This window comes from Klebsiella sp. 54 (assembly GCF_018223875.1).
Classification (GTDB): Bacteria; Pseudomonadota; Gammaproteobacteria; order Enterobacterales; family Enterobacteriaceae; genus Klebsiella; species Klebsiella quasipneumoniae.
The window spans coordinates 114,401-140,094 of record NZ_JAGRRA010000006.1 but is presented as its reverse complement, the minus strand read 5'-3'; the positions used below and the strand labels follow the sequence as shown (position 1 = coordinate 140,094).

The 25,694-nt window shown below is 56.9% G+C and carries 28 protein-coding genes, 1 other RNA gene and 1 pseudogene; 20 read left to right on the top strand and 10 right to left on the bottom strand.

The annotated features are described in order from the left end of the window. Positions 1-232: 232 nt before the first annotated feature. The gene (gene sstT, locus KHQ24_RS15490; protein ID WP_004206115.1) at positions 233-1,480 is read left to right on the top strand and encodes a serine/threonine transporter SstT; all 1,248 of its coding nucleotides are present in this window, start codon (positions 233-235) and stop codon (positions 1,478-1,480) included. 15 nt (positions 1,481-1,495) lie between these two features. Here the strand turns inward: sstT and KHQ24_RS15485 are convergent, their stop codons facing one another. The 3 genes from KHQ24_RS15485 to uxaC form a co-directional block, all read right to left on the bottom strand. Then, positions 1,496-2,050: a YgjV family protein gene (locus KHQ24_RS15485; RefSeq protein WP_004206116.1), complete on the bottom strand. Its 555-nt coding sequence runs from the start codon at positions 2,048-2,050 to the stop codon at positions 1,496-1,498. A gap of 129 nt (positions 2,051-2,179) precedes the next feature. Further along, the gene (locus KHQ24_RS15480) at positions 2,180-3,667 is read right to left on the bottom strand and encodes a UxaA family hydrolase (RefSeq protein WP_004206117.1); all 1,488 of its coding nucleotides are present in this window, start codon (positions 3,665-3,667) and stop codon (positions 2,180-2,182) included. Between the two features lie 18 nt (positions 3,668-3,685). Further along, the gene (uxaC, locus tag KHQ24_RS15475) at positions 3,686-5,098 is read right to left on the bottom strand and encodes a glucuronate isomerase (protein ID WP_004206118.1); all 1,413 of its coding nucleotides are present in this window, start codon (positions 5,096-5,098) and stop codon (positions 3,686-3,688) included. Positions 5,099-5,577: 479 nt separating this feature from the next. Between uxaC and KHQ24_RS15470 the strand changes: the two genes are divergently transcribed. From KHQ24_RS15470 to KHQ24_RS15420, 11 genes are all read left to right on the top strand, one after another. Continuing rightward, positions 5,578-6,879, top strand: a complete 1,302-nt coding sequence (locus KHQ24_RS15470; RefSeq protein ID WP_004206119.1) for an MFS transporter — start codon at positions 5,578-5,580, stop codon at positions 6,877-6,879. Between the two features lie 130 nt (positions 6,880-7,009). Continuing rightward, the gene (gene exuR / locus KHQ24_RS15465; RefSeq protein WP_004206120.1) at positions 7,010-7,786 is read left to right on the top strand and encodes a transcriptional regulator ExuR; all 777 of its coding nucleotides are present in this window, start codon (positions 7,010-7,012) and stop codon (positions 7,784-7,786) included. Between the two features lie 341 nt (positions 7,787-8,127). Then, on the top strand, positions 8,128-8,790 hold the full coding sequence (gene yqjA, locus KHQ24_RS15460) for a DedA family general envelope maintenance protein YqjA (RefSeq protein WP_004206121.1): 663 nt from the start codon (positions 8,128-8,130) through the stop codon (positions 8,788-8,790). Between the two features lie 8 nt (positions 8,791-8,798). After that, on the top strand, positions 8,799-9,176 hold the full coding sequence (gene mzrA / locus KHQ24_RS15455; RefSeq protein ID WP_074186567.1) for an EnvZ/OmpR regulon moderator MzrA: 378 nt from the start codon (positions 8,799-8,801) through the stop codon (positions 9,174-9,176). 149 nt (positions 9,177-9,325) lie between these two features. Beyond that, a complete protein-coding gene (locus tag KHQ24_RS15450; RefSeq protein ID WP_064178185.1) occupies positions 9,326-9,694 on the top strand; it encodes a DUF1090 domain-containing protein in 369 nt (122 codons plus the stop codon). 45 nt (positions 9,695-9,739) lie between these two features. Next, positions 9,740-10,045 carry a DUF883 family protein gene (locus KHQ24_RS15445; protein ID WP_002917916.1) on the top strand — a complete coding sequence of 102 codons (306 nt, stop codon included), beginning with the start codon at positions 9,740-9,742 and terminating at the stop codon, positions 10,043-10,045. Between the two features lie 2 nt (positions 10,046-10,047). Continuing rightward, positions 10,048-10,446, top strand: coding sequence for a phage holin family protein (locus tag KHQ24_RS15440; protein WP_004206125.1), 399 nt, complete (start codon positions 10,048-10,050; stop codon positions 10,444-10,446). After that, positions 10,443-10,739: a YqjK-like family protein gene (locus tag KHQ24_RS15435; protein ID WP_017900664.1), complete on the top strand. Its 297-nt coding sequence runs from the start codon at positions 10,443-10,445 to the stop codon at positions 10,737-10,739. Before KHQ24_RS15440 ends, KHQ24_RS15435 begins: the two co-directional genes overlap by 4 nt. A 354-nt stretch (positions 10,740-11,093) precedes the next feature. Continuing rightward, positions 11,094-11,486 (top strand): DoxX family protein, encoded by a 393-nt coding sequence (locus KHQ24_RS15430; protein WP_002917920.1) that lies wholly within the window; start codon positions 11,094-11,096, stop codon positions 11,484-11,486. A gap of 76 nt (positions 11,487-11,562) precedes the next feature. Further along, the gene (locus KHQ24_RS15425) at positions 11,563-12,549 is read left to right on the top strand and encodes a glutathione S-transferase family protein (RefSeq protein ID WP_064178183.1); all 987 of its coding nucleotides are present in this window, start codon (positions 11,563-11,565) and stop codon (positions 12,547-12,549) included. Positions 12,550-12,675: 126 nt separating this feature from the next. Further along, on the top strand, positions 12,676-13,044 hold the full coding sequence (locus KHQ24_RS15420) for a DUF805 domain-containing protein (protein ID WP_017900662.1): 369 nt from the start codon (positions 12,676-12,678) through the stop codon (positions 13,042-13,044). 40 nt (positions 13,045-13,084) lie between these two features. Here KHQ24_RS15420 and KHQ24_RS15415 read toward each other — a convergent pair whose 3' ends face one another. Further along, positions 13,085-13,981 (bottom strand): LysR family transcriptional regulator, encoded by an 897-nt coding sequence (locus KHQ24_RS15415; protein ID WP_004144865.1) that lies wholly within the window; start codon positions 13,979-13,981, stop codon positions 13,085-13,087. 104 nt (positions 13,982-14,085) lie between these two features. Here KHQ24_RS15415 and KHQ24_RS15410 point away from each other — a divergent pair, with 104 nt between their 5' ends. Together KHQ24_RS15410 and KHQ24_RS15405 are read left to right on the top strand one after the other, a co-directional pair. Then, positions 14,086-14,787 carry a pirin family protein gene (locus KHQ24_RS15410; protein WP_017900661.1) on the top strand — a complete coding sequence of 234 codons (702 nt, stop codon included), beginning with the start codon at positions 14,086-14,088 and terminating at the stop codon, positions 14,785-14,787. A gap of 24 nt (positions 14,788-14,811) precedes the next feature. Then, on the top strand, positions 14,812-14,979 hold the full coding sequence (locus tag KHQ24_RS15405; protein WP_004206134.1) for a hypothetical protein: 168 nt from the start codon (positions 14,812-14,814) through the stop codon (positions 14,977-14,979). Between the two features lie 73 nt (positions 14,980-15,052). Here the strand turns inward: KHQ24_RS15405 and KHQ24_RS15400 are convergent, their stop codons facing one another. Then, positions 15,053-15,463 (bottom strand): Spy/CpxP family protein refolding chaperone, encoded by a 411-nt coding sequence (locus KHQ24_RS15400; RefSeq protein WP_004206135.1) that lies wholly within the window; start codon positions 15,461-15,463, stop codon positions 15,053-15,055. 314 nt (positions 15,464-15,777) lie between these two features. On the opposite strand from KHQ24_RS15400, the gene KHQ24_RS15395 reads away from it, so the two are divergent. Then, entirely contained in the window at positions 15,778-16,242 is a 465-nt protein-coding gene (locus KHQ24_RS15395; RefSeq protein ID WP_211777345.1) for an OB-fold putative lipoprotein, read from the top strand. A 110-nt stretch (positions 16,243-16,352) separates the two neighbouring features. Here KHQ24_RS15395 and rnpB read toward each other — a convergent pair. From rnpB to garL, 4 genes and pseudogenes are all read right to left on the bottom strand, one after another. Then, an RNA gene (gene rnpB, locus KHQ24_RS15390) (RNase P RNA component class A) lies at positions 16,353-16,735 on the bottom strand. A gap of 32 nt (positions 16,736-16,767) precedes the next feature. Continuing rightward, positions 16,768-16,912, bottom strand: a pseudogene (locus KHQ24_RS15385) (glycerate 2-kinase); the annotation flags it as partial. Between the two features lie 71 nt (positions 16,913-16,983). Beyond that, a complete protein-coding gene (garR, locus tag KHQ24_RS15380; RefSeq protein ID WP_004206137.1) occupies positions 16,984-17,874 on the bottom strand; it encodes a 2-hydroxy-3-oxopropionate reductase in 891 nt (296 codons plus the stop codon). A gap of 26 nt (positions 17,875-17,900) precedes the next feature. Further along, complete coding sequence (garL, locus tag KHQ24_RS15375; protein ID WP_004206138.1) at positions 17,901-18,671, bottom strand: 2-dehydro-3-deoxyglucarate aldolase; 771 nt, start codon at positions 18,669-18,671, stop codon at positions 17,901-17,903. Between the two features lie 564 nt (positions 18,672-19,235). Between garL and garD the strand changes: the two genes are divergently transcribed. Beyond that, on the top strand, positions 19,236-20,807 hold the full coding sequence (gene garD / locus KHQ24_RS15370; RefSeq protein ID WP_057212880.1) for a galactarate dehydratase: 1,572 nt from the start codon (positions 19,236-19,238) through the stop codon (positions 20,805-20,807). Positions 20,808-21,007: 200 nt separating this feature from the next. On the opposite strand, the gene rsmI is transcribed toward garD, so the two are convergent. Continuing rightward, entirely contained in the window at positions 21,008-21,871 is an 864-nt protein-coding gene (gene rsmI, locus KHQ24_RS15365) for a 16S rRNA (cytidine(1402)-2'-O)-methyltransferase (protein ID WP_004144878.1), read from the bottom strand. Between the two features lie 63 nt (positions 21,872-21,934). Between rsmI and KHQ24_RS15360 the strand changes: the two genes are divergently transcribed. The 4 genes from KHQ24_RS15360 to dolP are packed head-to-tail and all read left to right on the top strand — an operon-like array spanning position 21,935 to position 25,582. Continuing rightward, positions 21,935-24,037 (top strand): penicillin-binding protein activator, encoded by a 2,103-nt coding sequence (locus tag KHQ24_RS15360; RefSeq protein WP_043520973.1) that lies wholly within the window; start codon positions 21,935-21,937, stop codon positions 24,035-24,037. Further along, positions 23,995-24,381: a YraN family protein gene (locus KHQ24_RS15355; RefSeq protein ID WP_004206155.1), complete on the top strand. Its 387-nt coding sequence runs from the start codon at positions 23,995-23,997 to the stop codon at positions 24,379-24,381. The genes KHQ24_RS15360 and KHQ24_RS15355 overlap by 43 nt, the downstream gene beginning before the upstream one ends. A gap of 25 nt (positions 24,382-24,406) precedes the next feature. Then, a complete protein-coding gene (gene diaA, locus KHQ24_RS15350; RefSeq protein WP_002918211.1) occupies positions 24,407-24,997 on the top strand; it encodes a DnaA initiator-associating protein DiaA in 591 nt (196 codons plus the stop codon). A gap of 9 nt (positions 24,998-25,006) precedes the next feature. Further along, on the top strand, positions 25,007-25,582 hold the full coding sequence (gene dolP, locus KHQ24_RS15345) for a division/outer membrane stress-associated lipid-binding lipoprotein (RefSeq protein WP_002918214.1): 576 nt from the start codon (positions 25,007-25,009) through the stop codon (positions 25,580-25,582). The last annotated feature ends 112 nt before the right edge of the window (positions 25,583-25,694 follow it).

The window sequence follows — 25,694 nt, the reverse complement described above, 5'->3', positions numbered from 1 at the left end:
CGGTAATCGGCTATAGCAGACCTTCTCATAACGAGAATGCCTGCTCATGTCACAATTATGTTACTGCGTAGTTAAAAAATAAGATCCAGATTAAAATCACAGTATTTTACGCTTCCCGCCAGGCTTTCTTTCCGTATACTCGGCTATGCAAACATCTATTTACATCCTGACATAAACGTAACAAATAATACGTGGCTGGGATGGCTTGCTACATCACTGGAAGGAATGAATTATGACAACACGCACTCCCCCATCAGGGTGGCTCTCCCGCCTGGCGCAAGGCAGCCTGGTGAAACAAATTTTAATCGGCCTGGTGCTTGGCGTGCTGCTGGCGCTGGTCTCTAAGCCAGCGGCTATCGCCGTCGGCCTGCTGGGGACCCTGTTCGTCGGCGCGTTAAAGGCGGTAGCGCCGGTGCTGGTATTGATGCTCGTCATGGCCTCGATCGCCAACCATCAGCACGGACAAAAAACCAGTATTCGCCCTATTCTGTTTCTCTATCTGCTGGGCACCTTTAGCGCGGCGCTGACCGCGGTGTTGTTCAGTTTTCTCTTTCCGTCGACTCTGCACTTAACCACCGCCGCCGACAGCATCACGCCGCCGTCGGGGATTGTTGAGGTGCTGCGTAGTCTGCTGATGAGCATGGTGTCCAACCCGGTCGACGCCCTGCTGAACGCCAACTATATCGGTATTCTGGTGTGGGCAGTGGGGCTTGGCTTCGCCCTGCGCCATGGTAACGACACCACGAAAAACCTGATCAACGATATCTCCCACGCGGTGACCTTTATCGTTAAAGTGGTGATCCGCTTTGCGCCGCTGGGGATCTTCGGCCTGGTCTCTTCCACCCTGGCGACCACCGGTTTTGAAACGCTGTGGGGCTACGCCCAGCTGCTGCTGGTACTGGTGGGCTGTATGCTGCTGGTGGCGCTGGTGATTAACCCGCTGCTGGTGTTCTGGAAGATTCGCCGTAACCCCTATCCGCTGGTGCTGACCTGCCTGCGCGAAAGCGGCGTCTACGCGTTTTTCACCCGCAGCTCCGCCGCCAATATTCCGGTGAATATGGCGCTATGCGAGAAGCTGAACCTGGATCGCGATACCTATTCGGTCTCCATTCCGCTGGGGGCGACCATCAATATGGCGGGCGCGGCAATCACGATTACCGTGCTGACGCTGGCGGCGGTCCATACGCTGAACATTCCGGTGGATCTGCCGACGGCGCTGTTGCTGAGCGTGGTCGCTTCGCTGTGCGCCTGCGGCGCCTCCGGCGTGGCGGGCGGTTCGCTGCTGCTGATCCCGCTGGCCTGTAATATGTTTGGTATTCCGAACGATGTGGCGATGCAGGTGGTTGCCGTCGGCTTTATCATCGGCGTGCTGCAGGATTCCTGCGAAACCGCGCTGAACTCCTCCACCGACGCCCTGTTTACCGCCGCCGCCTGCATGGCGGAAGACGACCAGCTGGCGAAAAACGCCCTGCGCAGTTAATGCCTTTCCCCTCCGCTACCGCGCGGAGGGGCTCTCTTCCTGCACCGCGTTTTCAACCCTGAACGGATCGATACCCCGCTTTTGCATCCGGCGGAAGCGAATGATATTCAGGCCGTTGACGATCAGGAAACTGCCTTCAATCAGCGTCCCGCCAATCGAACCCAGCCACAAGTTATGCGTCACCCAGCAGGCGGTGGAGCACCACATCACGCAGCGGACGGTCAGCCCTTTACAGCGAAACAGCGCCCAGGTGCTGGCGACAGTGCCAATAATCGGCAGCAGCTCCATAGCATGCTGCAGCTTGCCAAGGCCGAGGATCAACGTCAGCAGGATAAAGACTGTCATCACCCACAGGCTGCGGGTGCGCAGGGAAATGACCGTGCGGAGCGCATTAAGCCCGGCGCTCATCCCGGCAGGCGCGGCGCCCATCAGGAAAAAATGGACGCCGATAACGGCGCTATAGACCGCCAGCTGAAGCCTGAAGCGACGTTCGTCGCGGTTGATAAAGGTGGTAATGCCGATAAGAAAGGCGATAACGCCGACGCCCTGAGCCAGCCAATACGCGGTCATGAAAGCTCCCTGAGAGAAAAAACAAACGGCGCTTCACAGGCTGAAACGCCGCTGCTGCTTACCCGATGACGCTGCGCTATCAGGCCAATGCGCGATCAACGCCGCCCGGGCGCCAATATGAATGCGCCTTTACAGGGTAACACCGCTTTTAAAGATGGCCAGCTCGCGGAAGTCATTCTGCTCATTACAGGTCGGTTTGCCGTTGGCGAAAGCCACAATGGTATCCACGAACTCCTCCAGCAGCTGTGGCATCGCTTTGCCGTGGATCAGCTGTCCGGCATCGAAGTCGATCCAGTGCTTTTTCTTTGCCGCCAGCTCGCTGTTGGTGGCGATCTTCACCGTCGGCACAAAGCCGCCGTACGGCGTGCCGCGGCCGGTACTGAACAGCACCATATGGCAGCCGGCGCCGGCCAGCGCGCTGGTGGCGACGGCATCATTGCCTGGCGCGCTCAGCAAGTTCAGACCATGAACTTTCAGACGTTCGCCGTAGCGCAGGACATCCACGACCTGGCTGGAGCCCGCTTTCTGGGTACAGCCCAGCGACTTATCCTCGAGGGTGGTGATCCCCCCGGCCTTGTTGCCCGGCGAGGGGTTTTCGTAAATAGGCTGGTCGTGCGCGATAAAGTACTGCTTAAAGTCATTGACCATAGTCACCAGCTTGTCGAAGGTCGCTTCGTCGCGGCAGTGGCTCATCAGCAGCTGTTCAGCGCCGAACATCTCCGGCACTTCGGTCAGCACGGTGGTGCCGCCGTTGGCGATCACATAGTCTGAGAAGCGCCCCAGCATCGGGTTGGCGGTAATGCCGGACAGGCCGTCAGACCCGCCGCACTCGAGGCCAAACTTCAGCTCGCTCAGCTTACCCGGCTGACGTTTATCCTGACGCATCACGTCATACAGCTGGTGGAGATGCGCCACTCCCGCCTCCACTTCATCGTCCTGATGCTGACAAACCATAAAGTGCACGCGCTGCGGATCATACTCGCCCAGCGTTTCGCGAAAGGCCTCCACCTGGTTGTTTTCACAGCCAAGGCCCACCACCAGCACCGCCCCGGCGTTCGGATGGCGAACCATATTCTGCAGCATGGTGCGGGTATTGAGGTGATCGTCCCCGAGCTGCGAGCAGCCATAGGTATGGCTGAAGAGATGCACTCCATCGATGTCCTCAGCGCCGTTTGCCTCTTTCAGAAAACGGTTCTGCATCTGGCGGGCCATGGCGTTGACGCAGCCGACGGTCGGCAGGATCCACAGCTCATTGCGCACGCCGACGTCACCATTGGCGCGACGATAAATCTGCACGTCGCGATCCGCTGGCTGCGGCGGTTGGGCAACCTGCTCCGGTTGATAGCGATACGCGTCAAGGTCGCTGAGATTGGTGCGCGTATTGTGCGCATGGACATGCTCGCCCGGAGCGATATCCGCCAGCGCATGGCCAATCGGCAGCCCATACTTAACGACGTTTTCCCCTTTCGCGATAGCGCGCAGTGCAAACTTGTGTCCGCGAACGATATCCTGACCGAGGGTGACCGGGTCATTGTCGATCGTCACCACGCTACCGGCCGTCATATCCGCCAGCGCGACCGCGACGTTATCCTGCGAATGGATTTTGATGTATTGCATATCAACCGACCTCTGGTCTTAGTTCAGTTCAATGGCGAAATAGTCACGCGCATTGTTAAAGCAAATGTTTTTCACCATCTCGCCCAGCAGCGCGATATCCGCAGGCGCTTCGCCGGCGGTCACCCAACGGCCGATCATCTGGCACAGAATGCGGCGGAAGTATTCGTGGCGCGTGTAGGAGAGGAAGCTGCGGCTGTCGGTCAGCATCCCGACAAAGCGGCTCAGCAGGCCGAGCTGCGCCAGCTGGGTCATCTGCCGCTCCATGCCGTCTTTCTGATCGTTGAACCACCAGCCGGAGCCGAACTGCATCTTGCCCGGCATCCCTTCGCCCTGGAAGTTACCGATCATGGTGCCCAGCACTTCGTTATCGCGCGGGTTCAGGCAGTAGAGAATGGTCTTCGGCAGCAGGTTCTCTTCGTTCTGCTTGCTCAGCAGCTTAGACAGCTCTTCAGCCATTGGACGATCGTTGATCGAGTCGAAGCCCACGTCCGGGCCTAACAATTTGAACTGACGCAGGTTGTTATTGCGCAGCGCGCCGATGTGGTACTGCTGCACCCAGCCGCGACGAGCATACTCTGCGCCGAGGAACACCAGCACCGCGGTTTTGAACTGCGCCACTTCCCGTTCGCTAAGGGTTTCGCCAGCCAGGCGACGCGCCAGAATGGCGTCCAGCTCGGCATCGGTCGCTTCCGCAAACAGCACTACGTCCAGGGCGTGGTCGGAGACTTTGCAACCGTGAGCGGCAAAATGGTCCAGACGTTTGGTCAGCGCGCTTTGCAGGTCAGCAAAACGGCGAATATCGGTGTCGGACACTTCACCCAGCTTAGCCATATAGTCATTGAAGGTCGCCTGCTCGATGTTGAACGCTTTATCCGGGCGCCAGCTCGGCAACACCTTGATATCAAATGAAGTGTCTTTGGCGACAACCGCATGGTGTTCCAGGGAATCAATCGGATCGTCGGTGGTGCCGACCATCTTCACGTTCATCTGCTTCATGATCCCGCGGGCGGAGAAGGCGTCTTGCGCCAGTAACGCATTGCACTGTTCCCAGATCTCATCGGCGGTGGAAGGTGACAGCAGCTTACCTGTAATACCAAATGGGCGACGCAGCTCTAAATGGGTCCAGTGGTATAACGGGTTGCCAATCGTGTGAGGCACGGTAGCTGCCCAGGCGTCAAATTTCTCGCGATCGGAGGCATCACCGGTACACAGACGCTCCGGCACGCCGTTGGTGCGCATTGCGCGCCATTTGTAGTGATCGCCTTTCAGCCAGATGTCATACAGATTTTTGAAACGATAATTTTCGGCAACCTGCTGCGGCGGAAGGTGACAATGGTAGTCGAAAATAGGCTGATCTTTCGCGTAATCGTGGTACAGGCGGCGGGCAAATTCGCTATCGAGTAGAAAATCTTCGGTCATAAACGGTGTCATTCGTGTGTCCTCTTCGCTCCGGAACAGGAGCCTTTCAGATGATTGACTACAATGCTGACAAAGTTATCACACCAATTTCCACAGACCGAACTGTTTTTCGTGAGTTAGATCAATAAACGCTGATAAAAAAACCGCCTGTCCGCGGCAAACGTCTCGCCAGGGCGCGCCGTATCTGGCTTTCCTCGCCAGTCATAAAGACCACACTAACTTTCCCACTTTTGTGACAGCACTCAACTTTTAAAGTTGTATGACAAGTTATCTTTCTGCCGTCGCAACATATAAACCGACGGAATGCTTTACCGGTGTTGATGGCATCGGCTTATACGGAATGGATACCGACTTTTTACATAACAACTGATGGTAAGGTTCGGGCCAGAGGGGACCGCCCTCCTGAACCCTCCGTTTCGCTTTCCCGACCGCGTATCGCCGTCAGGAGAGGCCGCACCTGGTGCGGAGAAATTACAGACGATGAGGTTTACATGCGTAAAATTAAAGGGTTACGTTGGTACATGATCGCACTGGTGACGCTGGGCACCGTGCTGGGCTACCTGACCCGTAACACCGTGGCGGCGGCCGCGCCGACGCTGATGGAAGAGTTACACATTTCGACCCAACAGTACTCCTATATCATTGCAGCCTATTCCGCTGCCTATACCGTCATGCAGCCTGTCGCAGGCTATGTCCTTGATATTCTGGGGACTAAAGTCGGCTATGCCTTCTTCGCTATCGCCTGGGCGATATTCTGTGGCTCGACCGCCCTCGCCGGCAGCTGGGGTGGCCTGGCGCTGGCCCGCGGCGCGGTGGGCGCGGCGGAAGCGGCGATGATCCCCGCCGGGCTGAAAGCCAGCTCCGAATGGTTCCCGGCGAAAGAGCGCTCTATCGCAGTGGGCTACTTCAACGTGGGTTCCTCTATCGGCGCCATGATCGCGCCGCCGCTGGTGGTGTGGGCGATTGTCATGCACAGCTGGCAGATGGCGTTCATTATCTCCGGGGTGCTGAGCTTCGCCTGGGCCATCGCCTGGCTGATCTTCTACAAACACCCGCGCGATCAGAAGAAATTATCTGACGAAGAACGCGACTACATCATTGGCGGCCAGGAGTCTCAACACCAGACCAATAACGCGAAGAAAATGTCGCCGTGGCAGATCCTGCGCAACCGTCAGTTCTGGGGTATCGCCCTGCCGCGTTTTCTCGCCGAGCCGGCCTGGGGTACCTTTAACGCCTGGATCCCGCTGTTCATGTTTAAGGTTTACGGCTTTAACCTGAAAGAGATCGCCATGTTCGCCTGGATGCCGATGCTGTTCGCCGACCTCGGCTGCATCGTCGGTGGATACCTGCCGCCGCTGTTCCAGCGCTGGTTCGGCGTCAATCTGATCGTGTCGCGTAAAATGGTGGTCACCATGGGCGCCCTGCTGATGATTGGCCCGGGGATGATCGGCCTGTTCACCAGCCCGTACGTGGCGATTGCCCTGCTGTGCATCGGCGGGTTCGCTCACCAGGCGCTGTCCGGGGCGTTGATTACCCTCTCTTCCGACGTCTTTGGCCGTAACGAAGTCGCTACCGCCAACGGTCTGACCGGGATGGCCGCCTGGCTGGCGAGCACCATGTTCGCCCTGGTCGTCGGCGCGCTGGCAGACACCATCGGCTTCAGCCCGCTGTTTGCCGTACTGGCGGTCTTTGACCTGCTGGGCGCGCTGGTCATCTGGACGGTGCTGAAAAACAAACCGGCTGACGATGACACGCCGCCGCTTAGCAGCCGCAAACCGGCCACCCAGAGTTAGAGACGCTGATGCTGAGGTGATCGCCTGCCAAGCCGCCTTCTCAGGCGGCTTTTTCATCCCTGCCAGTGGTGGAAATCGCGTAAAAGTGGTATAACAAATCGAATATTGTCGCCATCTTGCGGGAGCGAATATGGAAATCATTGAACCACGTCGTCTTTATCAGCAGCTTGCCGCTGAGCTGAAGACGCGCATCGAACAAGGTGTCTACCTTGTAGGGGATAAGCTGCCCGCCGAGCGCTTTATCGCCGATGAAAAAAACGTTAGCCGCACCGTGGTTCGTGAAGCCATTATCATGCTGGAAGTGGAAGGGTATGTCGAAGTCCGCAAAGGGTCGGGCATTCACGTCATCTCTAACCATCCGAAATACCAGCAAGTGGCCGATGAAAGCCTTGAGTTCGCCAACTATGGCCCCTTTGAGCTGCTGCAGGCGCGGCAGCTTATTGAAAGCAATATCGCCGAATTCGCGGCCACTCAGGTGACCAAGCAGGACATCATGAAGCTGATGGAGATTCAGGAGAAAGCGCGCAACGAGAAGTGTTTCCGCGACTCCGAGTGGGATCTGCAGTTTCACGTCCAGGTGGCGCTGGCCACGCAGAATAGCGCCCTGGCGGCGATCGTGGAAAAAATGTGGACCCAGCGCGTGCATAACCCGTACTGGAAAAAGCTGCATGAGCATATCGACCTGCGCACCGTCGATAACTGGTGCGACGACCACGATCAGATCCTGAAGGCTCTACTGCGAAAAGATCCGAACGCCGCCAAACTGGCGATGTGGCAGCATCTGGAAAATACCAAGCAAATGCTGTTTAACGAAACCAGCGACGACTTTGAATTTAATGCCGATCGCTACTTATTTGCCGAAAACCCGGTGGTTCATCTCGATACGGCGGCCAACGGCGCGAAATAAGCCTTTATCCCCCCGGCGCGCGGCCCCTGCGCGCCTGTTCCCCAGGCAGGCTGAGGTAAGCAAAACATATATAGTGTCAGCCTGTGTAAATCCTCTCGCCTCACATCGCCGCAATCAGCAAAATCAACGAGCAACACCTTGCAATTTCTCTGACGGAAAGTCAGGCGATTTGTTACAATTAGATGCATTTTGCCGTTCTGGGAGTAGGTATTGACTTACTTCAGTTTTATACAGGGAAGCGTTCAGAGCGCCGAAGCAGCGACCATAATCTCATAAAAATCTTGTCGCCCTACATGCCACGCGCTCAGACGTGCCGTTAACCGATGTACCAGGAATCGTGAATGGAACTATTAACCCAGTTATTGAATGCCTTGTGGGCTCAGGATTACGAAACGCTCGCGAATCCCTCCATGATTGGCATGCTGTATTTTGTCTTGTTTATGATTTTGTTCCTTGAGAACGGGTTACTGCCTGCCGCGTTTTTGCCGGGGGACAGCCTGCTTGTGCTCGTGGGCGTGCTGATCGCCAAAGGGGCGATGGGCTTTCCGGAAACGTTGCTGCTGCTCACCGCCGCCGCCAGCCTCGGCTGCTGGCTGAGCTACATCCAGGGGCGGTGGCTAGGCAACACACGGATCGTGCAAAACTGGCTGTCGCATCTGCCCTCTCACTATCATCAGCGCGCGCATCACCTGTTTCATAAGCATGGCCTCTCCGCGCTGCTGATCGGCCGCTTCATCGCCTTCGTGCGCACGCTGCTGCCGACCATCGCCGGGCTTTCCGGTCTCAATAACGCCCGCTTTCAGTTCTTTAACTGGATGAGCGGCCTGCTGTGGGTGCTCATCCTGACCTCGCTGGGCTATCTGCTGGGCAAAACCCCGGTATTCCTTAAGTATGAAGATCAGCTGATGTCCTGCCTGATGCTCCTGCCGGTTGCGCTGTTGGTCTTCGGACTGATCGGCTCGCTGGTGGTGCTGTGGAAGAAAAAATACAGAAGCCGGGGCTGATGATGGTCATAAAACGCCCTTCCCTGCGCCAGCTCAGCTGGCTGCTGGGTGGCTCTCTTTTGCTCTGCTCGCTGTTCTGGCTCTGGCTGGCGGTGCAGCAGCAGGAGGCCACGCTGGCGATCCGTCCGGTTGGCCAGGGCGTCAGTATGCCGGATGGTTTCTCCGTCTGGCATCACCTCGACGCTAACGGTATCCGCTTCAAGAGCATTACGCCGCAAAAGGATGGCCTGCTGATTAAGTTTGATTCCACCGCCCAGGGCGCGGCGGCGAAAGAGGTTCTCGGTCGCGCTCTGCCACATGGTTATATTATCGCCTTGCTGGAGGACGATAACTCGCCCACCGCCTGGTTATCCCGCCTGCGTGACGCGCCGCATCGGCTCGGGTAAACGGCCACCAGACTGCGTTTTCAACGCAGTCTGGTGGTTTCCCGCATTTGTTACTATGCTTAAACCTGCGTGAATCAACGCATTCACGTTTACCAACGGGAACGGGTTTATCCTCCGGGTATACCCTAAGACAATGGAAGGTACTATCCATGAAACACCGCATCGCTCTGCTTCTGGCCCTGTCTTCACTTAGCGCCAGCGCCATAGCCACCTCTCCCTGCCAGGAAAAAGAGCAGGATATTCAACGAGAGATCAGCTATGCCGAAAAGCATCACAATCAAAGTCGCATTGATGGGCTAAATACCGCGCTACGTCAGGTACGGGAGAACTGCAGCGACAGTAAACTCAAAGCCGATCATCAGCAAAAAATTGCCAAACAGCGGGAAGAGATCGCTGAACGTCAGCGCGATCTGCAGGAAGCCCGGAAGAAAGGCGATGCGGACAAAATCAACAAACGCCAGCATAAACTCAATGAAGCGCAACAGGAGTTGAAAACGCTGGAGTCTCGGGATTACTAATCACCATTAACTTTCGCAATACGGACCACGCTACAGGAGAACGACATGGCTAAAGAGAATGTGACTGACGACCTTCGTGCAGAACTGAAAACGCTGGCGGACACCCTGGAGGAAGTACTGAATTCCTCGGCGGACAAGTCGAAAGAAGAGATGGGTAAACTGCGCAGTAAAGCGGAGAGCGCGCTGAAAGAGAGCCGCGCCCGCCTGGGTGAGACCAGCGAAGCGATTCTGCGTCAAACTCGTGAGACCGCCGCGCGAGCGGATGATTATGTTCGCGAAAATCCGTGGACTGGGGTCGGGATTGGCGCCGCCGTCGGGCTGGTGCTGGGTGTCCTGCTGTCGCGTCGCTGATTATGGCGAATACACAACACACGCAGGGGCCGGGTCAGCGCGTCTTCTCCATTGGCCAGCGTATCGTTACGCTGCTGGTCGAAATGGTGGAAACAAGGCTGCGCCTGGTCGTCGTGGAGCTGGAGGAGGAGAAAGCCAACCTCTTCCAGTTGCTGATCATGACCGGACTGACGCTGCTATTTGCCGCGTTTGGCCTCATGAGTCTGCTGGTGCTGGTTATCTGGGCCGTTGACGCTCAGTACCGCCTGCACGTCATGATCGCCACCACCGTCGTGCTGCTACTCGCCGCCGCGATTGTCGGAATCCTTACCTTACGTAAGGCGCGACGCTCCACGCTGCTGCGCCTGACGCGGAAAGAGCTGGAGAACGACCGTGCCCTTCTGGAGGAAGATAAACCATGAATGGCCGACAGGAGCGTGAACGGCAAAAGGCGCAACTGCTGCGCCAGATCCAGCAGCAACGGCTGGAGCTGAGCGCCTGTCGCCGCCACTGGCTGGATGCGACTGCGCCCTTAGACCGAGGCTGGCATACGCTGCTCAGTTTACGTTCGTGGCTGATGGTAGGTAGCGGTCTGATGGCCGTGTGGTCCGTACGGCACCCGCATTTTTTAATGCGCTGGACCAAACGCGGACTGGGTTTATGGAGTACCTGGCGGCTGGTCCGCGGGATCCTGCGCCAGTCGACAGTCCGCTAGCCGCCCGGAGCGCGGGCGCTTTTCCCGGCGCCCCGCTCTGCCACTTCCCCGCCCGATACGCAACGCCGTTCGTAACAGCTTGCCTCCTGGCCGCCATCCGCGGTCAGCCAGTCCTCTTATCCGCCTGGCCAGGCCTATACCAGGAGCGGTAGTGATCTATCGCGTTCAGGAATCTTTCGCCCCCCCCCCTCTTGCCGATTACTCAGAAACTTTGAACTAGATCTACAGTTTTCCTTGCTAACAATTCCCTCTCCGCCTCGCTACTATCCTCTCCATCGACAGCAACACCGTGTAACTACGCGGGATTGCGCTAAAAAACAAAACCGCCGCCCTTTGGGTTTTCTGGAGTAAGAAATGAAAAAATTAGAAGATGTTGGTGTACTGGTAGCGCGCATTCTGATGCCGATTCTGTTTATCACTGCAGGATGGGGCAAAATCACCGGTTATGCGGGAACCCAGCAGTATATGGAAGCCATGGGCGTACCGGGTGCGCTGCTGCCGCTGACCATCCTCCTTGAATTCGGCGGCGGACTGGCGATTCTGTTCGGTTTCCTGACCCGGACCACCGCGCTGTTCACCGCAGGCTTTACCCTGTTGACCGCGTTCCTGTTCCACAGCAACTTTGCGGAAGGCGTGAACTCCCTGATGTTCATGAAAAACCTGACCATCGCTGGCGGTTACCTGCTGCTGGCCATTACCGGACCGGGCGCATTCAGCATCGACCGTGTACTGAATAAGAAATGGTAAGCGCACTATACTGAATGAAAAAAGCGAGGAGACCACTCCTCGCTTTTGCTATCTGAAGTCAGAAGGAGGAACAAAGATGGGACAATTAGTCGACGGCGTCTGGCAGGATACCTGGTATGACACAAAATCCACCGGTGGGCGTTTTAAGCGTTCCGTTTCCGCCTTCCGTAACTGGCTCACCGCCGATGGCGCGGCCGGCCCGAGTGGCGAAGGGGGATTTGCGGCGGAAAAAGATCGCTATCATCTGTACGTCTCTCTCGCCTGCCCGTGGGCGCATCGCACGTTAATTATGCGTAAGCTGAAAGGACTGGAGCCCTTTCTTCCTGTCTCCGTGGTCCATCCGCTGATGCTGGAAAACGGCTGGACCTTTGACGACAGCTTCCCGGAAGCCACCGGTGACAACCTTTATCAGCACGATTTTCTCTATCAGCTGTATCTGCACGCCGACCCGCACTACACCGGCCGCGTCACCGTCCCGGTACTCTGGGATAAAAAACAGCAGACCATCGTCAGCAATGAGTCGGCAGAAATCATCCGTATGTTTAATACCGCCTTCGATGGCCTGGGCGCCAGAGCCGGGGATTACTACCCGCCGGCGCTGCGGGAACAAATTGATGAGCTGAACGGCTGGATCTACGACAACGTCAATAACGGCGTGTATAAAGCCGGCTTTGCCACCAGTCAGCAGGCTTACGACGAAGCGGTGGATGCGGTGTTTACCTCACTGGAGCGGCTGGAGCAGATCCTCGGTCAGCATCGTTACCTGACGGGCAATCAGCTGACGGAAGCGGATATTCGCCTGTGGACGACGCTGGTACGCTTCGACCCGGTGTATGTGACCCATTTTAAATGCGACAAACGACGCATCAGCGATTATCTCAATCTCTACGGTTTCCTGCGCGACATCTACCAGATGCCGGGTATCGCGGAGACGGTGAGTCTTCCGCATATTCGTCACCACTATTACCGCAGCCATAAAACCATTAACCCTACCGGCATCATCTCCATTGGGCCGCAGCAGGATCTCAGCGAACCACACGGTCGCGACCAGCGCTTCCGTTGATCCGTCGGGCGCCAGTGATGGCGCCCAATAATTCAGAAAACAGATATTTACCCACCATTCATTCACGTCTATTCTTATTGCGATCGCTTAAAAAACAAGTGATTGACGGTTAATTGAGGCGTAGAAATGGACTGGTATCTCAAGGTATTAAAAAACTATATAGGATTTGGCGGCCGTGCGCGGCGCAAAGAGTACTGGATGTTTATTCTGGTCAACCTCATCCTGACCGGCGTATTGAGCATCATCGATAAAATGCTGGGCTGGCAGCGGGCGGGCGGCGAAGGCATTCTGACGACCATCTATGGCATACTGGTCTTTTTACCGTGGTGGGCGGTGCAGTTTCGGCGTCTGCACGACACCGACCGCTCGGCATGGTGGCTGCTGCTGCTGTTGATCCCGGTCATCGGCTGGCTGGTGATTCTGATCTTTAACTGCCAGCGCGGAACGGAAGGCAACAACCGATTCGGGCCCGATCCAAAACCCTTTTCATACTAAATCTTCCTGCTCCTCCCGCTAGCGGGAGGAGCGTCCTCGACTATCTGCCGGCAAAAAGCTTAGGGATCTCGCGCAGGCACCAGGACTTCGCTTCGCCCATGCTGTCCCGTCGCCAGGCCATGATAATGTCAATTTCATTGGTATATTCCGGACTGACCACCCGCAAGCGTCCTTCGGCAATATCCTTTTCCACCAGCGGATAGGGCATGGTCGCCACGCCTAACCCGGCCAGCAGCGCCTGGCGCTTATCTTCAATGGTGCTCACCGTTAAGCGCGGCTGTTTATCCAGCAGCTGAACGGTGAGAACGGGCCGCTCGCGCGCGGTATCCGCCACCGCGACGCCACGGTATTTCACGCGGGTGACCTCAGAGAGCGGTTCAGGCTCCTGATGGATCGGGTGGTCCGGCGCCGCGACGTACACGCTGAGCACCGAATAGAGTTTGCGCGAGTTAATCTCCGAGGAGGAACGAAAATGCATATCCGGCGCGACAACGATATCCGCCCGCCCCTGCTCCAGCCGCTCCCAGGCGCCGGCCAGCACCTCGGTGATAATCGACAGCTGAGTGTTGGACTTGGTCGCCAGTTTCTCAATCAGCGGAAACAGATCCGGCGTGGGCACCAGCGCTTCAGTGACGATCGTCAGGTGAGTTTCCCAGCCGCGTGACAGGGCTTCGGCGTCGGTGGTGAGCTTGTCCGCCGCCTCGAGCAGCACGCGCCCGCGCTCCAGCAGCATCCGTCCGACATTGGTGAACTTTGTGCGATGACCTGAGCGGTCAAACAGCACCACGTCCAGCTCCTCCTCCAGTTTTTGCATGGTGTAGCTCAGGGCGGAAGGCACGCGTCCCAGCTCATCAGCCGCGGCAGCGAAGCTCCCGCGACGGTCGATCGCATCCATCACGCGTAACGCTTCCAGCGTTAATGCTCTCTCTTTGGCCATCGCTTTCTCATTCAGGAAATTTGAACATACCGGGCAGAATATCTGGCTAACAATACAGCGTCCATACCTTTACCATTGATTTAGTGTAAAGAGAGGTCAAGAACATGATTACTACCCGAACAGCCAAACAATGCGGACAAGCAGACTTCGGCTGGCTGCAGGCCCGCTACACCTTCTCCTTTGGCCACTACTTCGACCCGAAATTACTGGGCTTCGCGTCCTTACGCGTTCTCAATCAGGAAGTGCTGGCGCCAGGCGCTTCCTTCCAGGCCAGAACGTACCCAAAAGTCGATATCCTGAACCTGATTCTGGAAGGCGAAGCGGAGTATCGCGACAGCGACGGCAACCACGTGCAGGCCAAAGCCGGTGAAGCACTGCTGATCGCCACCCAGCCTGGCGTGAGCTATAGCGAGCACAATCTGAGCAAAGAGCAGTCGTTAACGCGGATGCAGCTGTGGCTCGATGCCTGCCCGCAGCGGGAAAACCCGTTGCAGCAGAAAATCGAGGTCGCCAACGCGCCGCTACAGCTGCTGGCCTCACCGGATGGGGGGAATAATAGCCTCCAGCTTCGCCAGCAGGCCTGGGTCTATCATATCGCGCTGGAAAAAGGTGAGCAGATCAACGTGCAATTGCATGGGCCACGCGCCTACCTGCAGTCGATCCACGGCACGGTCCATGCCATCGCGCAGGAACAACCAAAACAGGCTCTCACCTGTGGTGATGGGGCATTTATTCGTGACGAAGCTAACATTACCCTCGTCGCCGATACGCCGCTGCGCGCTTTGCTGATAGATTTACCGGTGTAACAACGGAAGTGATGGAGTCTGTCAGTGAGTAAGAAGAAAAACAGAAAAAAGGCGTCTCCGACGCCGCTAGCCCCGACGCCGCCGGAAACCGTCGGCGTCGTCAGCTTTGGTTATGATGAGATGCTTAGCGAACTGGAAGCCATTGTTGCCGAGGCGGAGATTCGCCTGCGGGATGAAGAAAGTCTCGCCTGAACCTGCAGTATGGATTATTCGGCTATCCTTGATGACTTCCCACTTATATCGGCCCCGAAAGGGGCCGATGGCATTATTCACTCAGCGCGTCGGCAAGATCTTTTTTCACCTGGGTACGCTGCTCGGGTGTTAGTACTTGATTCACATCAAAATAGTACTTCACGCGATAATAACGTACCTGTTGATCAATTTTACTGAAAGCCGCCAGCTGATCCTTCACCGCTTTCTCATTCCATTTACCGGAATCAATCACGTTAATCAGCGCGCCATCTTTAATGTCTTGCTGTGAAATCTGCTGCACATTATTTTCCAGCTGCTGATGCAGGCTTTTAATTTTCGCCACCTGATCGCTGGTGAGTTTTAAGTGCTGGACAATAGGATCCTGCGCTGGCGCTGGCGCCGCCTGCACGTCCGCGGCCTGTGCCGTCAGAGAGAAACCGCTGGTCAGAAGGGTGGCGAACGCAATACGGGTTATTAATTTCATTGTCTTATCCTGATGTGAAATTGCCAGAAATAGCGGTTTATTATTTTACAGCCGGGAGTGAATAATTGTAAAAAATAATAGCTAAAGATTATTTTCATTCGTGATAAGAATAAAAACACCAAACACATTGATTACATGAATGAGGTCACTATGTTAATTCGTACACTCCATACAACAACATTAACTCATTACTTTCAATTAAAGAAGCAGATCAAATAGTTGACAGTGGTGACTTTTTCTTTAATTTAATCAGCGCACATCACGTTATCCAGTGAATCAGGGATATCATTAAAAAAATAAATAAGGAGATAGGTATGTTATTACGCTTTCGTGTATTACCGTTGGTATTTTTCATATTGTTGTTAAGCGGCTGCGGCCTGGCCTCTAAAGCCTTTTATTCCGCAGGCGATAAATTATTTCAGCCGGGAGATGACGCCGTCGCTTCGATGCAAACGTATTCCGTCGCGCAGTTTCTGCAGCCGTTTACTCTCAATCCGGCGAAGGCCAGCAGCGATTATCTGGGTAAATGGGTTAACGTGCGCGGCGTGATTGTCGACATTCGCAGAATGAGCGGCATCGCCGGCAGCTACTATTTTACCGTGACCATGCGCGATGAGCAGAATAAAACGGATAAACGTCTGACCTTTAATTTTGGATCGCATAACAGCGCAGACGTCGAGTCTTTAAGCAATGGCAGCATCGCCATGATTATCGGCCAGGTTCATCAGGTGCAAGATTCTACGGTACCGACGCTGCAGAATCCTAAGGTGGTTAAATAACGCTAGCTGACCGATAAGCCGCGTGTTTTTGGTATAGCGTCGTGGACAGTCATTCATCCTGCGTCCGGTATTCAGATAGCAAAAACCCCGCCGAAGCGGGGTTTTCTAAGGAGTGAAACTGACCGATAAGCCGGGTTCTGTCGTGGACAGTCATTCATCTAGGCCAGCAATCGCTCACTGGCTCAAGCAGCCTACCCGGGTTCAGTACGGGCCGTACCTTATGAACCCCTATTTGGCCTTGCTCCGGGTGGAGTTTACCGTGCCACGGACTGTTACCAGCCGCGCGGTGCGCTCTTACCGCACCCTTTCACCCTTACCTGATCCCGCTTGCGCGGGCCATCGGCGGTTTGCTCTCTGTTGCACTGGTCGTGGGCTGTGACACCCCCCAGGCGTTACCTGGCACCTTGCCCTATGGAGCCCGGACTTTCCTCCCCTCCGCCCGTCTCCCCCCGAAGGAGGACGACGACGAAGCGGCGACTGTCTGGTCAGCTTCGGCGCGCAGTATAGTGGGTTTACCGCCCGTTGTCATCCCTCTGTCGTCATCCCGACCAGCAAGGTGGCGGCGATATTGCGCGATGCATGATAAATATTGTCCAACGCGCGCGAAACGCCGTTTCCTGCGTCGCAACTGAGGTTAACACGCGGAAACGGCATCAATACCGCGTCCATGCTAGCCCCGCCGTGGCAGTCTGGCACTGTTGCACCAGGCATAACCACCAGGCCGCGCAGGGGCTCTTCTTGTTAGCGAGTCACTTCCACTTTCGCCAGCTTTTCGTAGTAGCATGCCAGCGCGCTATGGTCAGCGGTGCCCAGACCGTCCGCACGCAGCGCCTGCATCATCTCCATTACCGCCGCCGTCAGCGGCAGCTGAGCGCCCACGCCATGGGAGGTATCCAGCGCATTGGCCAGATCTTTAATATGCAGATCGATCCGGAAGCCCGGCTTGAAGTTACGATCCATCACCATCGGCGCTTTGGCATCCAGCACGGTACTCCCCGCCAGACCGCCGCGGATCGCCTGATAAACCAGATCCGGATTGACGCCGGCTTTGGTGGCCAGGGTCAGCGCTTCGGACATGGCAGCGATGTTCAGGGCGACGATCACCTGATTGGCCAGTTTGGTCACATTGCCCGCGCCAATGTCGCCGGTATGCACCACGGAGCCGGCCATCGCTTTCATCAGATCGTAATATTTGTCGAAGATCGCCTTGTCGCCGCCGACCATCACCGACAGGGTGCCGTCGATCGCTTTTGGTTCGCCGCCGCTTACCGGCGCGTCCAGCATATCAATACCTTTGGCCTTCAGCGCTTCGCTAATTTCCCGGCTGGCCAGCGGCGCAATAGAGCTCATGTCGATCACCACGGTGCCCGGTTTCGCGCCTTCAATAATGCCGTTTTCCCCCAGCGCCACCTCTTTGACATGCGGCGAGTTCGGCAGCATGGTGATGATCACGTCGCACTGCTCGGCAATCGCCTTCGGCGTGGCCGCGGTCTCTGCGCCCGCGGCGATCACGTCGGCAATCGCTTCCGGATTACGGTCAGACACCACCAGCGAGTAACCCGCCTTCAGCAAATTTTTGCTCATCGGCTTGCCCATAATGCCAAGACCGATAAAACCCACTTTGATTGTCATATTGTTCTCTCTCTTCATCCTGGTGATTATTTTTTAAAGGCATCAGCAAGTTTCTGGGTTGCGGAACGGAAGACCCCCAGATCGCTGCCGACGGCGACAAAAGTGGCGCCCCACTCCAGGTAGCGCCGCGCATCGGCCTCCACCGGCGCCAGAATGCCGCTTGGCTTACCGTGCTTCTTCGCGCTGGCGAAGATATGCTGGATGGCGCGCTGCACCTCAGGATGGGCGGCATTGCCCAGATGACCTAACGCGGCGGCCAGGTCGCTCGGGCCGACGAACAGGCCATCGACACCTTCGGTCGCGGCAATCGCCTCGACGTTGTCCACCCCGGTTTGGCTCTCAATCTGTACCAGAATGGAAATGTTTTTATTGGACTGGGCGAAGTAGTCCGGCACGGTGCCGAACATATTGCCGCGATGGGAAACGGAGACTCCGCGGATCCCTTCCGGCGGGTAGCGAGTAGAAGCCACCGCCTGCGCCGCCTGTTCCGCTGTCTCGACAAATGGCACCAGGAAGTTATAGAAGCCGATATCCAGCATGCGCTTAATGATGATGGGCTCGTTGGTCGGCACGCGCACCACCTGAGCGCTGGAGCTGCCTTTCAGCGCCATAAGCTGTGGGATAAGCGTGGTGACGTCGTTCGGCGCATGTTCCGCGTCCAGTACCAGCCAGTCGAAACCCGCCAGACCCAACACCTCGGTGCTGATCGGATTGGCCAGCGCGCACCAGCAGCCAATCTGCACCTGATGAGCCGCCAGCGCGGCCTTAAATTTGTTCGGGAAAATTGCGTTATCCATGATTTTTACCTTGCGTTAATCGTTGCTAACTTCTGCAATTCATTCGTTATATCACCAGCCCGGCGAGAGAGCCCCATTAGGCTGGAAAAGCGTATCGCCTGACCCCAAATATTATCCGCAGAATAAACCAGCGAATGGGTGTCCTTTTTTATTTCCTGCCCTTGAGTCCGGAAAATGTAAGCCCATCGCAAATTAACCATCTTTTAATATTCGTTAGGTGACTGCTAAATTATTAACCCGCGATTAAAAGGCAAACCATGCGCATATCGGACGTCACAAAAACACGACTCAGTATAGTCAGCTCCCACTCGCCAGACACTATGCATAAACACAATATAAACACATTTTTTAAAGCCTTAGTTGGGCAATCGCCTTAAGCTATGGGCGCTAATCCACACTTCTTACGATTCCCCACCCTCCGCGCGCGTCCATGGCGACAAGGAGTGATTCAGATCACATCTTCACGCCGACACACCTGACATGCTTTATTTCATTATTCTGCTTAACAGCGCCAGAATTACCATTTAATGATATTTTTAGCACCTGTTTGGAGATAACTGGACAATGGCTGATATTTCAATTCGACAACAATCGCCTACCGCGTTTTATATAAAAGTTGACCCGACAGATAATGTGGCGATTATTGTCAACGATCGGGGATTAACCGCCGGAACGCGTTTCCCGGACGGCCTGACGCTCATCGAGCACATTCCACAGGGTCATAAAGTCGCCCTGGTGGATATCCCAGCCCACGGTGAAATTATCCGTTACGGAGAAGTCATTGGCTTCGCGGTGCGCGACATCCCCCAGGGAAGCTGGATTGACGAGTCGTTAGTGGAGCTGCCCACCGCCCCGCCGTTGAACACCCTGCCGCTGGCCACCAAAGTGCCCGCCCCGCTGCCGCCGCTGGAAGGCTACACCTTCGAAGGCTACCGCAATGCCGACGGCAGCGTGGGCACCAAAAATCTGCTGGGTATCACCACCAGCGTGCACTGCGTTGCGGGCGTGGTCGATTACGTGGTGAAACTCATTGAACGCGACCTGCTGCCGAAATATCCCAACGTCGACGGCGTGGTGGGTCTGAATCACCTCTATGGCTGCGGCGTTGCGATTAATGCGCCAGCGGCGGTGGTGCCGATACGCACCATCCACAATATCGCCCTTAACCCGAACTTCGGCGGCGAAGTGATGGTCATTGGCCTTGGCTGTGAAAAGCTGCAGCCCGAGCGGCTGCTGCAGGGGACGGAAGATGTCAAAAGCATCCCGGTGGACAGCGCCAGTATCGTCAGCCTGCAGGATGAAAAGCACGTGGGCTTTAAATCGATGGTCGATGACATTCTGCAGGTCGCCGAGCGCCATCTGGCGAAACTCAACCAGCGTCAGCGGGAAACCTGCCCGGCTTCTGAACTGGTGGTGGGTATGCAGTGCGGCGGCAGCGACGCTTTCTCCGGCGTGACCGCCAACCCGGCGGTGGGTTACGCTTCCGATCTGCTGGTGCGCTGCGGCGCGACGGTGATGTTCTCAGAGGTGACCGAAGTCCGCGACGCTATCCATCTGCTGACGCCGCGGGCGATCAACGAAGAGGTGGGTAAACGCCTGCTGGAAGAGATGGCCTGGTACGATAACTATCTCGATATGGGCAAAACCGACCGCAGCGCCAACCCTTCACCCGGTAACAAGAAAGGCGGCCTGGCCAACGTGGTGGAAAAAGCGCTGGGGTCGATTGCCAAATCAGGAAAAAGCGCCATCGTTGAGGTGCTTTCCCCCGGGCAGCGCCCGACCAAACGTGGCCTGATTTACGCCGCCACCCCCGCCAGCGATTTTGTCTGCGGCACCCAGCAGGTGGCCTCTGGCATCACGGTGCAGGTGTTCACCACCGGCCGCGGCACGCCTTACGGACTGATGGCGGTACCGGTGATAAAAATGGCGACTCGCACCGAGCTGGCTAACCGCTGGTATGACTTAATGGACATTAACGCCGGCACCATCGCCACCGGCGAAGAGACGATTGAGGAGGTGGGGCTGAAGCTGTTCGAATTTATTCTCGACGTCGCCAGCGGACGCAAGAAAACCTTCTCCGATCAGTGGGGCTTGCATAACCAACTGGCGGTATTCAACCCGGCGCCGGTGACCTGATCGAGAGCGTAAGGCTTTAACCATTTTTAGCCCGGATTTATCCGGGCTTGTTGGCCAGGAATGCTGTGCGGCAAGGAAGGCGGGGCTGCACTTTTCATCCAACATTTCTTCCGACATTTCTTCCGACATGTCGGATGACGCTCAAGCAGCTCTTCACTATCTGAAGGGCTGCTTGCCAGACTTCAATTGGGTCTACAGGATCACTCCCCCTGCTGCTCCAGGGCATACTTATACAACGCATTTTTCTTCACGCCGTGGATTTCCGCGGCCAGCGCGGCGGCTTTCTTCAGCGGCAGTTCCGCCTGCAGCAGCGCCAGAGTCCGCAGCGCGGCTGCCGGCAGCGCCTCTTCCTGCGCCTTAAAACCTTCGACGATCAGCACCATCTCGCCTTTGCGACGGTTTTCGTCTTCCTTGACCCACGCCACCAGCTCGCCAATCGGCGCGCCGTGGATCGATTCCCAGGTTTTGGTCAGCTCGCGGGCCAGCACCACATAGCGAGATTCTCCCAGTACCGCGCAGATATCTTCCAGACTCTCCACCAGCCGGTGGGTCGACTCATAGAAGATAAGGGTGCGCGGCTCTTCTTCCAGCGCTTTAAGGGTATCGCGACGGCCTTTCGATTTCGCCGGCAGGAAGCCTTCATAACAGAAACGGTCGGAAGGCAGGCCAGCGGCGCTCAGGGCGGCGATAGCCGCACAAGGACCCGGCAGCGGCACGACGCGGATATTGGCTTCGCGGCAGGTACGCACCAGATGATAGCCTGGGTCGTTAATCAGCGGCGTGCCCGCATCGGAGACCAGCGCGATGTTTTGCCCTTCTTTCAGTTTAGCGAGAAGTGTTTCCGCCTTTTGCTGCTCGTTATGGTCGTGAAGCGCAAATAAACGGGCGTTAATCGCAAAATGTTGCAGCAGCAAACCGGTGTGGCGGGTATCCTCCGCAGCAATTAAATCAACGGCTTGCAACACTTCCAGTGCGCGCTGCGTGATATCAGACAGATTTCCTATCGGAGTGGGCACAATATAGAGCTGCCCCTGAGAATTATCCGCTGATTCGTGTTGTTTCATTGTCTCGTCCGTATTGCCGATTTAATATTGAGCATTGAGCCAAAAAAATATCACTGGACACTTATGGTACCGTCAACATTTCTTCGTTCTAAGCCCGCGCGCTGTCTGCCCGTATTGCTGGCGACTCTTCTTTTTGCTGGCTGCGGCACCCACACGCAGGATCAAAGCACGGCGTTTATGCAGGGTACGTCGCAGGCCAACTCCAGTTTCTACTTGCAGCAGATGCAGCAAAGCACGAATGATAGCAAGACCAACTGGCAATTACTCGCCATTCGTGCACTGCTGCAGGAAGGAAAGCAGCAGCAGGCCATCGACCTGTTTAACCAGCTGCCGTCAAACCTGGACAGCACCCAGGCCCGTGAACAGTCACTGCTGTCGATAGAAGTGAAGCTGGCGCAGAACGACTATCAGGGTGCCCGTACTCTGCTGGCTAAGCTTGACCCGGCAAGCCTGGAGCAGCCTCAGCAGGCGCGCTACTGGCAGGCGCAAATCGATGCCAGCCAGGGCAAACCCTCGGTGACTCTGCTGCGCGCCTTAATCGCCCAGCAGCCGCTGCTGAGCGATGCCAAACAGCGCCAGCAAAATATTGACGCGACCTGGCAAGCGCTGACTGCGATGACCCAGGATCAGGCCAATGCGCTGGTGATCAATGCCGATGAAAACACCCTCCAGGGCTGGCTGGATCTGCAGCGGATGTGGTTTGACAACCGCAACGATCCCACGCTGCTGAAAGCCGGCGTCAAAGACTGGCAGACGCGCTACCCGCAAAACCCTGGCGCCAAAATGCTGCCAACGGCGCTGGTGAACATGCAAAACTATAAGCCCGCCTCCATCAACAAGATTGCGCTTTTCCTGCCGCTGAACGGCCAGGCCTCGATCTTCGGCCGCACCATCCAGCAGGGCTTCGAAGCCGCCAAAAACGGCGCGCCGTCGGTGACGGGCAGCGCGGTTCCCGCTCAGGTCGCTCAGGCGGCGAACACGTCCGGTAACGATGACGTGGTAAGCCCGTCGCAGGCGGAAATTAGCGATCTGACGGCTGCCGGAAGTCGCGCTGAACCGGTGCAGGCCCCGGCGCAAACTCAGGCAACGCCAGCGGCGGAGCCGGCGGCTCAGGCGCCGGCAGCGGCCACCACGCCGCAAACCACCGCGTCCACCCAGCCGGTCACCGCCCCGGCCGCACAGCCGCAGCCAGTGGTCGCCACCGCCGCCAATCCCTCTGCGGAACTGAAAATTTACGATACCACCAGCCAGCCGATCGGCCAGCTCCTTGCCCAGGCTCAGCAGGACGGCGCCACCCTCGTCGTCGGGCCGCTGCTGAAAGAGAATGTCGAAGATGTTCTCAAGAGCAATACGCCGCTCAATGTGCTGGCGCTCAACCAGCCGGAGAAGGTCGAAGGCCGCGCTAATATCTGCTATTTCGCGCTGTCGCCGGAAGACGAAGCGCGTGACGCCGCCCGACACATCCATCAACAGGGCAAACAGACGCCGTTGCTGCTGGTTCCGCGCGGCGCGCTGGGCGATCGTGTGGTCAACGCGTTTGCCGACGAGTGGCTGAAGCTGGGCGGCGCCAGCGTCCTGCAGCAGCGTTTTGGCTCCACGGCGGAGCTGCGCGCCGGCGTTAACGGCGGAGGGGGCATTGCGCTGAGCGGCACCCCAGTCTCCACCCTGCCATCAGCGCAGAACAGCGTCCTCGGCACGGCGGATGAAATGCCGGTTAGCAGCGGCGGCAGCGTCGACGCGGCCTATATCCTCGCCACCCCGGAACAGATTGGCTATATCAAACCCATGATCGCGATGCGCAACGGCAGCCAGAGCAATGTCACCCTGTACGCCAGCTCGCGCAGCGCACAGGGCACCGCAGGTCCGGATTTCCGTCTGGAGATGGAAGGCCTGCAGTATAGCGAAATCCCGATGCTGGCTGGCAGCAACCCGGCGTTGATGCAGCAGGCGCTGTCTGCGGTGCGCAATGACTACTCGCTGGCGCGTCTGTATGCGATGGGCGCTGACGCCTGGTCGCTGGCAAACCACTTCACGCAAATGCGCCAGACGCCGGGCTTCGAGCTGAACGGGAATACCGGCGATCTGACGGCGACTCAGGACTGCGTGATTACCAGGAAACTGTCATGGCTCAAATACCAGCAGGGACAAATCGTCCCGGCCAGCTAAGCAAACAGACCGGCGATGCATGGGAAAACCGTGCTCGCCGCTGGCTGGAAAGCCAGGGCCTGCGTTTTATTGCCGCCAATGCTCGCGAGCGTGGCGGCGAAATTGACCTCATTATGCGCGACGGCGCCGTCACCGTCTTTGTCGAGGTGCGCTACCGCCGCAGCGCTCTGTACGGTGACGCGGCGGCCAGCGTCACCCCGCAAAAACAGCAACGCCTGCTTAAAGCCGCCCGTTTGTGGCTCTGCCGACAGAATGGGAGCTTTGAGACTGTGGATTGCCGTTTCGATGTGGTAGCCTTCACCGGAAACGACATCCAATGGCTAAAAAACGCCTTTGGCGAATAGCGTAATACCAGAAGTAAGGGATCCCGTGCTCGACAGAATCAAAGCCTGCTTTACCGAAAGCATTCAAACCCAAATTGCCGCAGCAGAAGCACTCCCGGACGCCATCTCCCGGGCGGCGATGACGCTCGTGCAGTCCCTGCTCAACGGCAACAAAATCCTCTGTTGTGGTAATGGCACTTCCGCCGCCAACGCACAGCATTTTGCTGCCAGCATGATTAATCGTTTTGAAACGGAACGCCCTGGTTTACCCGCCATTGCACTAAACACCGATAATGTGGTCTTAACTGCCATCGCTAACGATCGCCTGCATGACGAGATTTACGCCAAGCAGGTGCGCGCCCTGGGACACGCTGGCGATGTGCTGCTGGCAATCTCCACACGCGGTAACAGTCGGGACATCGTCAAGGCGGTGGAAGCCGCCGTGACCCGCGACATGACCATCGTCGCGTTAACCGGCTATGACGGCGGTGAGCTGGCGGGCCTGTTAGGTCAGCAGGATGTCGAAATCCGCATCCCCTCACACCGCAGCGCGCGTATCCAGGAGATGCATATGCTGACCGTCAACTGTCTGTGCGATTTGATAGATAACACTCTTTTTCCACACCAGGACGATTAAGGAGAACACATGAAGGCTCTCTCGCCCCTCGCCATCCTGCTTTCAGCACTACTGCTGCAGGGCTGCGTTGCCGCCGCGGTTGTCGGAACGGCAGCAGTCGGCACTAAAGCCGCAACGGACCCGCGTACGGTGGGAACCCAGGTCGATGACAGCACCCTGGAACTGCGCGTCAATAGCGCCTTGTCGAAAGATGAACAGATTAAGAAACAGGCCCGCATCAACGTTACCGCTTATCAGGGCAAAGTCCTGCTGACCGGTCAGTCGCCGACGCCGGATCTCTCTGCCCGCGCCAAGCAAATCGCCATGGGCGTGGAAGGAACCACGGAAGTGTTTAACGAAGTGCGCCAGGGCCAGCCGATTGGTTTAGGCACCGCCTCTTCTGATACCTGGATTACCACCAAGGTGCGTTCGCAGCTGCTGAGCACCGATCAGGTCAAATCCTCGAACGTGAAGGTGACCACGGAAAACAGCGAAGTCTTCCTGATGGGACTGGTGACCGACCGTGAAGGCCGCGCGGCGGCGGATATCGCCAGCCGGGTGAGCGGCGTGTCCCGGGTGACCACCGCCTTTACCTATATTAAATAAAGCTGCAATTTCCCGGCTGGCGCTGCGCTTAGCCGGGCTACCGCCCCCTGTCCGTTGTGAGCCGGGTAAGGCGTAGCCGCCACCCGACACCCCATCCGGCTATGCGTACGTT

Excerpts from the sequence above, each read along its gene's own strand:
- exuR (WP_004206120.1), top strand. The coding sequence starts at position 7,010 with ATGGAAATCATTGAACCACGTCGTCTTTATCAGCAGCTTGCCGCTGAG.
- garD (WP_057212880.1), top strand. The coding sequence starts at position 19,236 with ATGGCTGATATTTCAATTCGACAACAATCGCCTACCGCGTTTTATATA.
- KHQ24_RS15410 (WP_017900661.1), top strand. The coding sequence starts at position 14,086 with ATGATTACTACCCGAACAGCCAAACAATGCGGACAAGCAGACTTCGGC.
- KHQ24_RS15420 (WP_017900662.1), top strand. The coding sequence starts at position 12,676 with ATGGACTGGTATCTCAAGGTATTAAAAAACTATATAGGATTTGGCGGC.
- yqjA (WP_004206121.1), top strand. The coding sequence starts at position 8,128 with ATGGAACTATTAACCCAGTTATTGAATGCCTTGTGGGCTCAGGATTAC.
- KHQ24_RS15485 (WP_004206116.1), bottom strand. The coding sequence starts at position 2,050 with ATGACCGCGTATTGGCTGGCTCAGGGCGTCGGCGTTATCGCCTTTCTT.
- KHQ24_RS15415 (WP_004144865.1), bottom strand. The coding sequence starts at position 13,981 with ATGGCCAAAGAGAGAGCATTAACGCTGGAAGCGTTACGCGTGATGGAT.
- KHQ24_RS15440 (WP_004206125.1), top strand. The coding sequence starts at position 10,048 with ATGGCGAATACACAACACACGCAGGGGCCGGGTCAGCGCGTCTTCTCC.
- KHQ24_RS15480 (WP_004206117.1), bottom strand. The coding sequence starts at position 3,667 with ATGCAATACATCAAAATCCATTCGCAGGATAACGTCGCGGTCGCGCTG.
- KHQ24_RS15400 (WP_004206135.1), bottom strand. The coding sequence starts at position 15,463 with ATGAAATTAATAACCCGTATTGCGTTCGCCACCCTTCTGACCAGCGGT.
- uxaC (WP_004206118.1), bottom strand. The coding sequence starts at position 5,098 with ATGACACCGTTTATGACCGAAGATTTTCTACTCGATAGCGAATTTGCC.
- KHQ24_RS15355 (WP_004206155.1), top strand. The coding sequence starts at position 23,995 with ATGGCTCAAATACCAGCAGGGACAAATCGTCCCGGCCAGCTAAGCAAA.
- sstT (WP_004206115.1), top strand. The coding sequence starts at position 233 with ATGACAACACGCACTCCCCCATCAGGGTGGCTCTCCCGCCTGGCGCAA.
- garL (WP_004206138.1), bottom strand. The coding sequence starts at position 18,671 with ATGGATAACGCAATTTTCCCGAACAAATTTAAGGCCGCGCTGGCGGCT.
- KHQ24_RS15445 (WP_002917916.1), top strand. The coding sequence starts at position 9,740 with ATGGCTAAAGAGAATGTGACTGACGACCTTCGTGCAGAACTGAAAACG.
- KHQ24_RS15435 (WP_017900664.1), top strand. The coding sequence starts at position 10,443 with ATGAATGGCCGACAGGAGCGTGAACGGCAAAAGGCGCAACTGCTGCGC.
- KHQ24_RS15470 (WP_004206119.1), top strand. The coding sequence starts at position 5,578 with ATGCGTAAAATTAAAGGGTTACGTTGGTACATGATCGCACTGGTGACG.
- KHQ24_RS15430 (WP_002917920.1), top strand. The coding sequence starts at position 11,094 with ATGAAAAAATTAGAAGATGTTGGTGTACTGGTAGCGCGCATTCTGATG.
- KHQ24_RS15395 (WP_211777345.1), top strand. The coding sequence starts at position 15,778 with ATGTTATTACGCTTTCGTGTATTACCGTTGGTATTTTTCATATTGTTG.
- dolP (WP_002918214.1), top strand. The coding sequence starts at position 25,007 with ATGAAGGCTCTCTCGCCCCTCGCCATCCTGCTTTCAGCACTACTGCTG.
- KHQ24_RS15450 (WP_064178185.1), top strand. The coding sequence starts at position 9,326 with ATGAAACACCGCATCGCTCTGCTTCTGGCCCTGTCTTCACTTAGCGCC.
- KHQ24_RS15425 (WP_064178183.1), top strand. The coding sequence starts at position 11,563 with ATGGGACAATTAGTCGACGGCGTCTGGCAGGATACCTGGTATGACACA.
- rsmI (WP_004144878.1), bottom strand. The coding sequence starts at position 21,871 with ATGAAACAACACGAATCAGCGGATAATTCTCAGGGGCAGCTCTATATT.
- garR (WP_004206137.1), bottom strand. The coding sequence starts at position 17,874 with ATGACAATCAAAGTGGGTTTTATCGGTCTTGGCATTATGGGCAAGCCG.
- KHQ24_RS15360 (WP_043520973.1), top strand. The coding sequence starts at position 21,935 with ATGGTACCGTCAACATTTCTTCGTTCTAAGCCCGCGCGCTGTCTGCCC.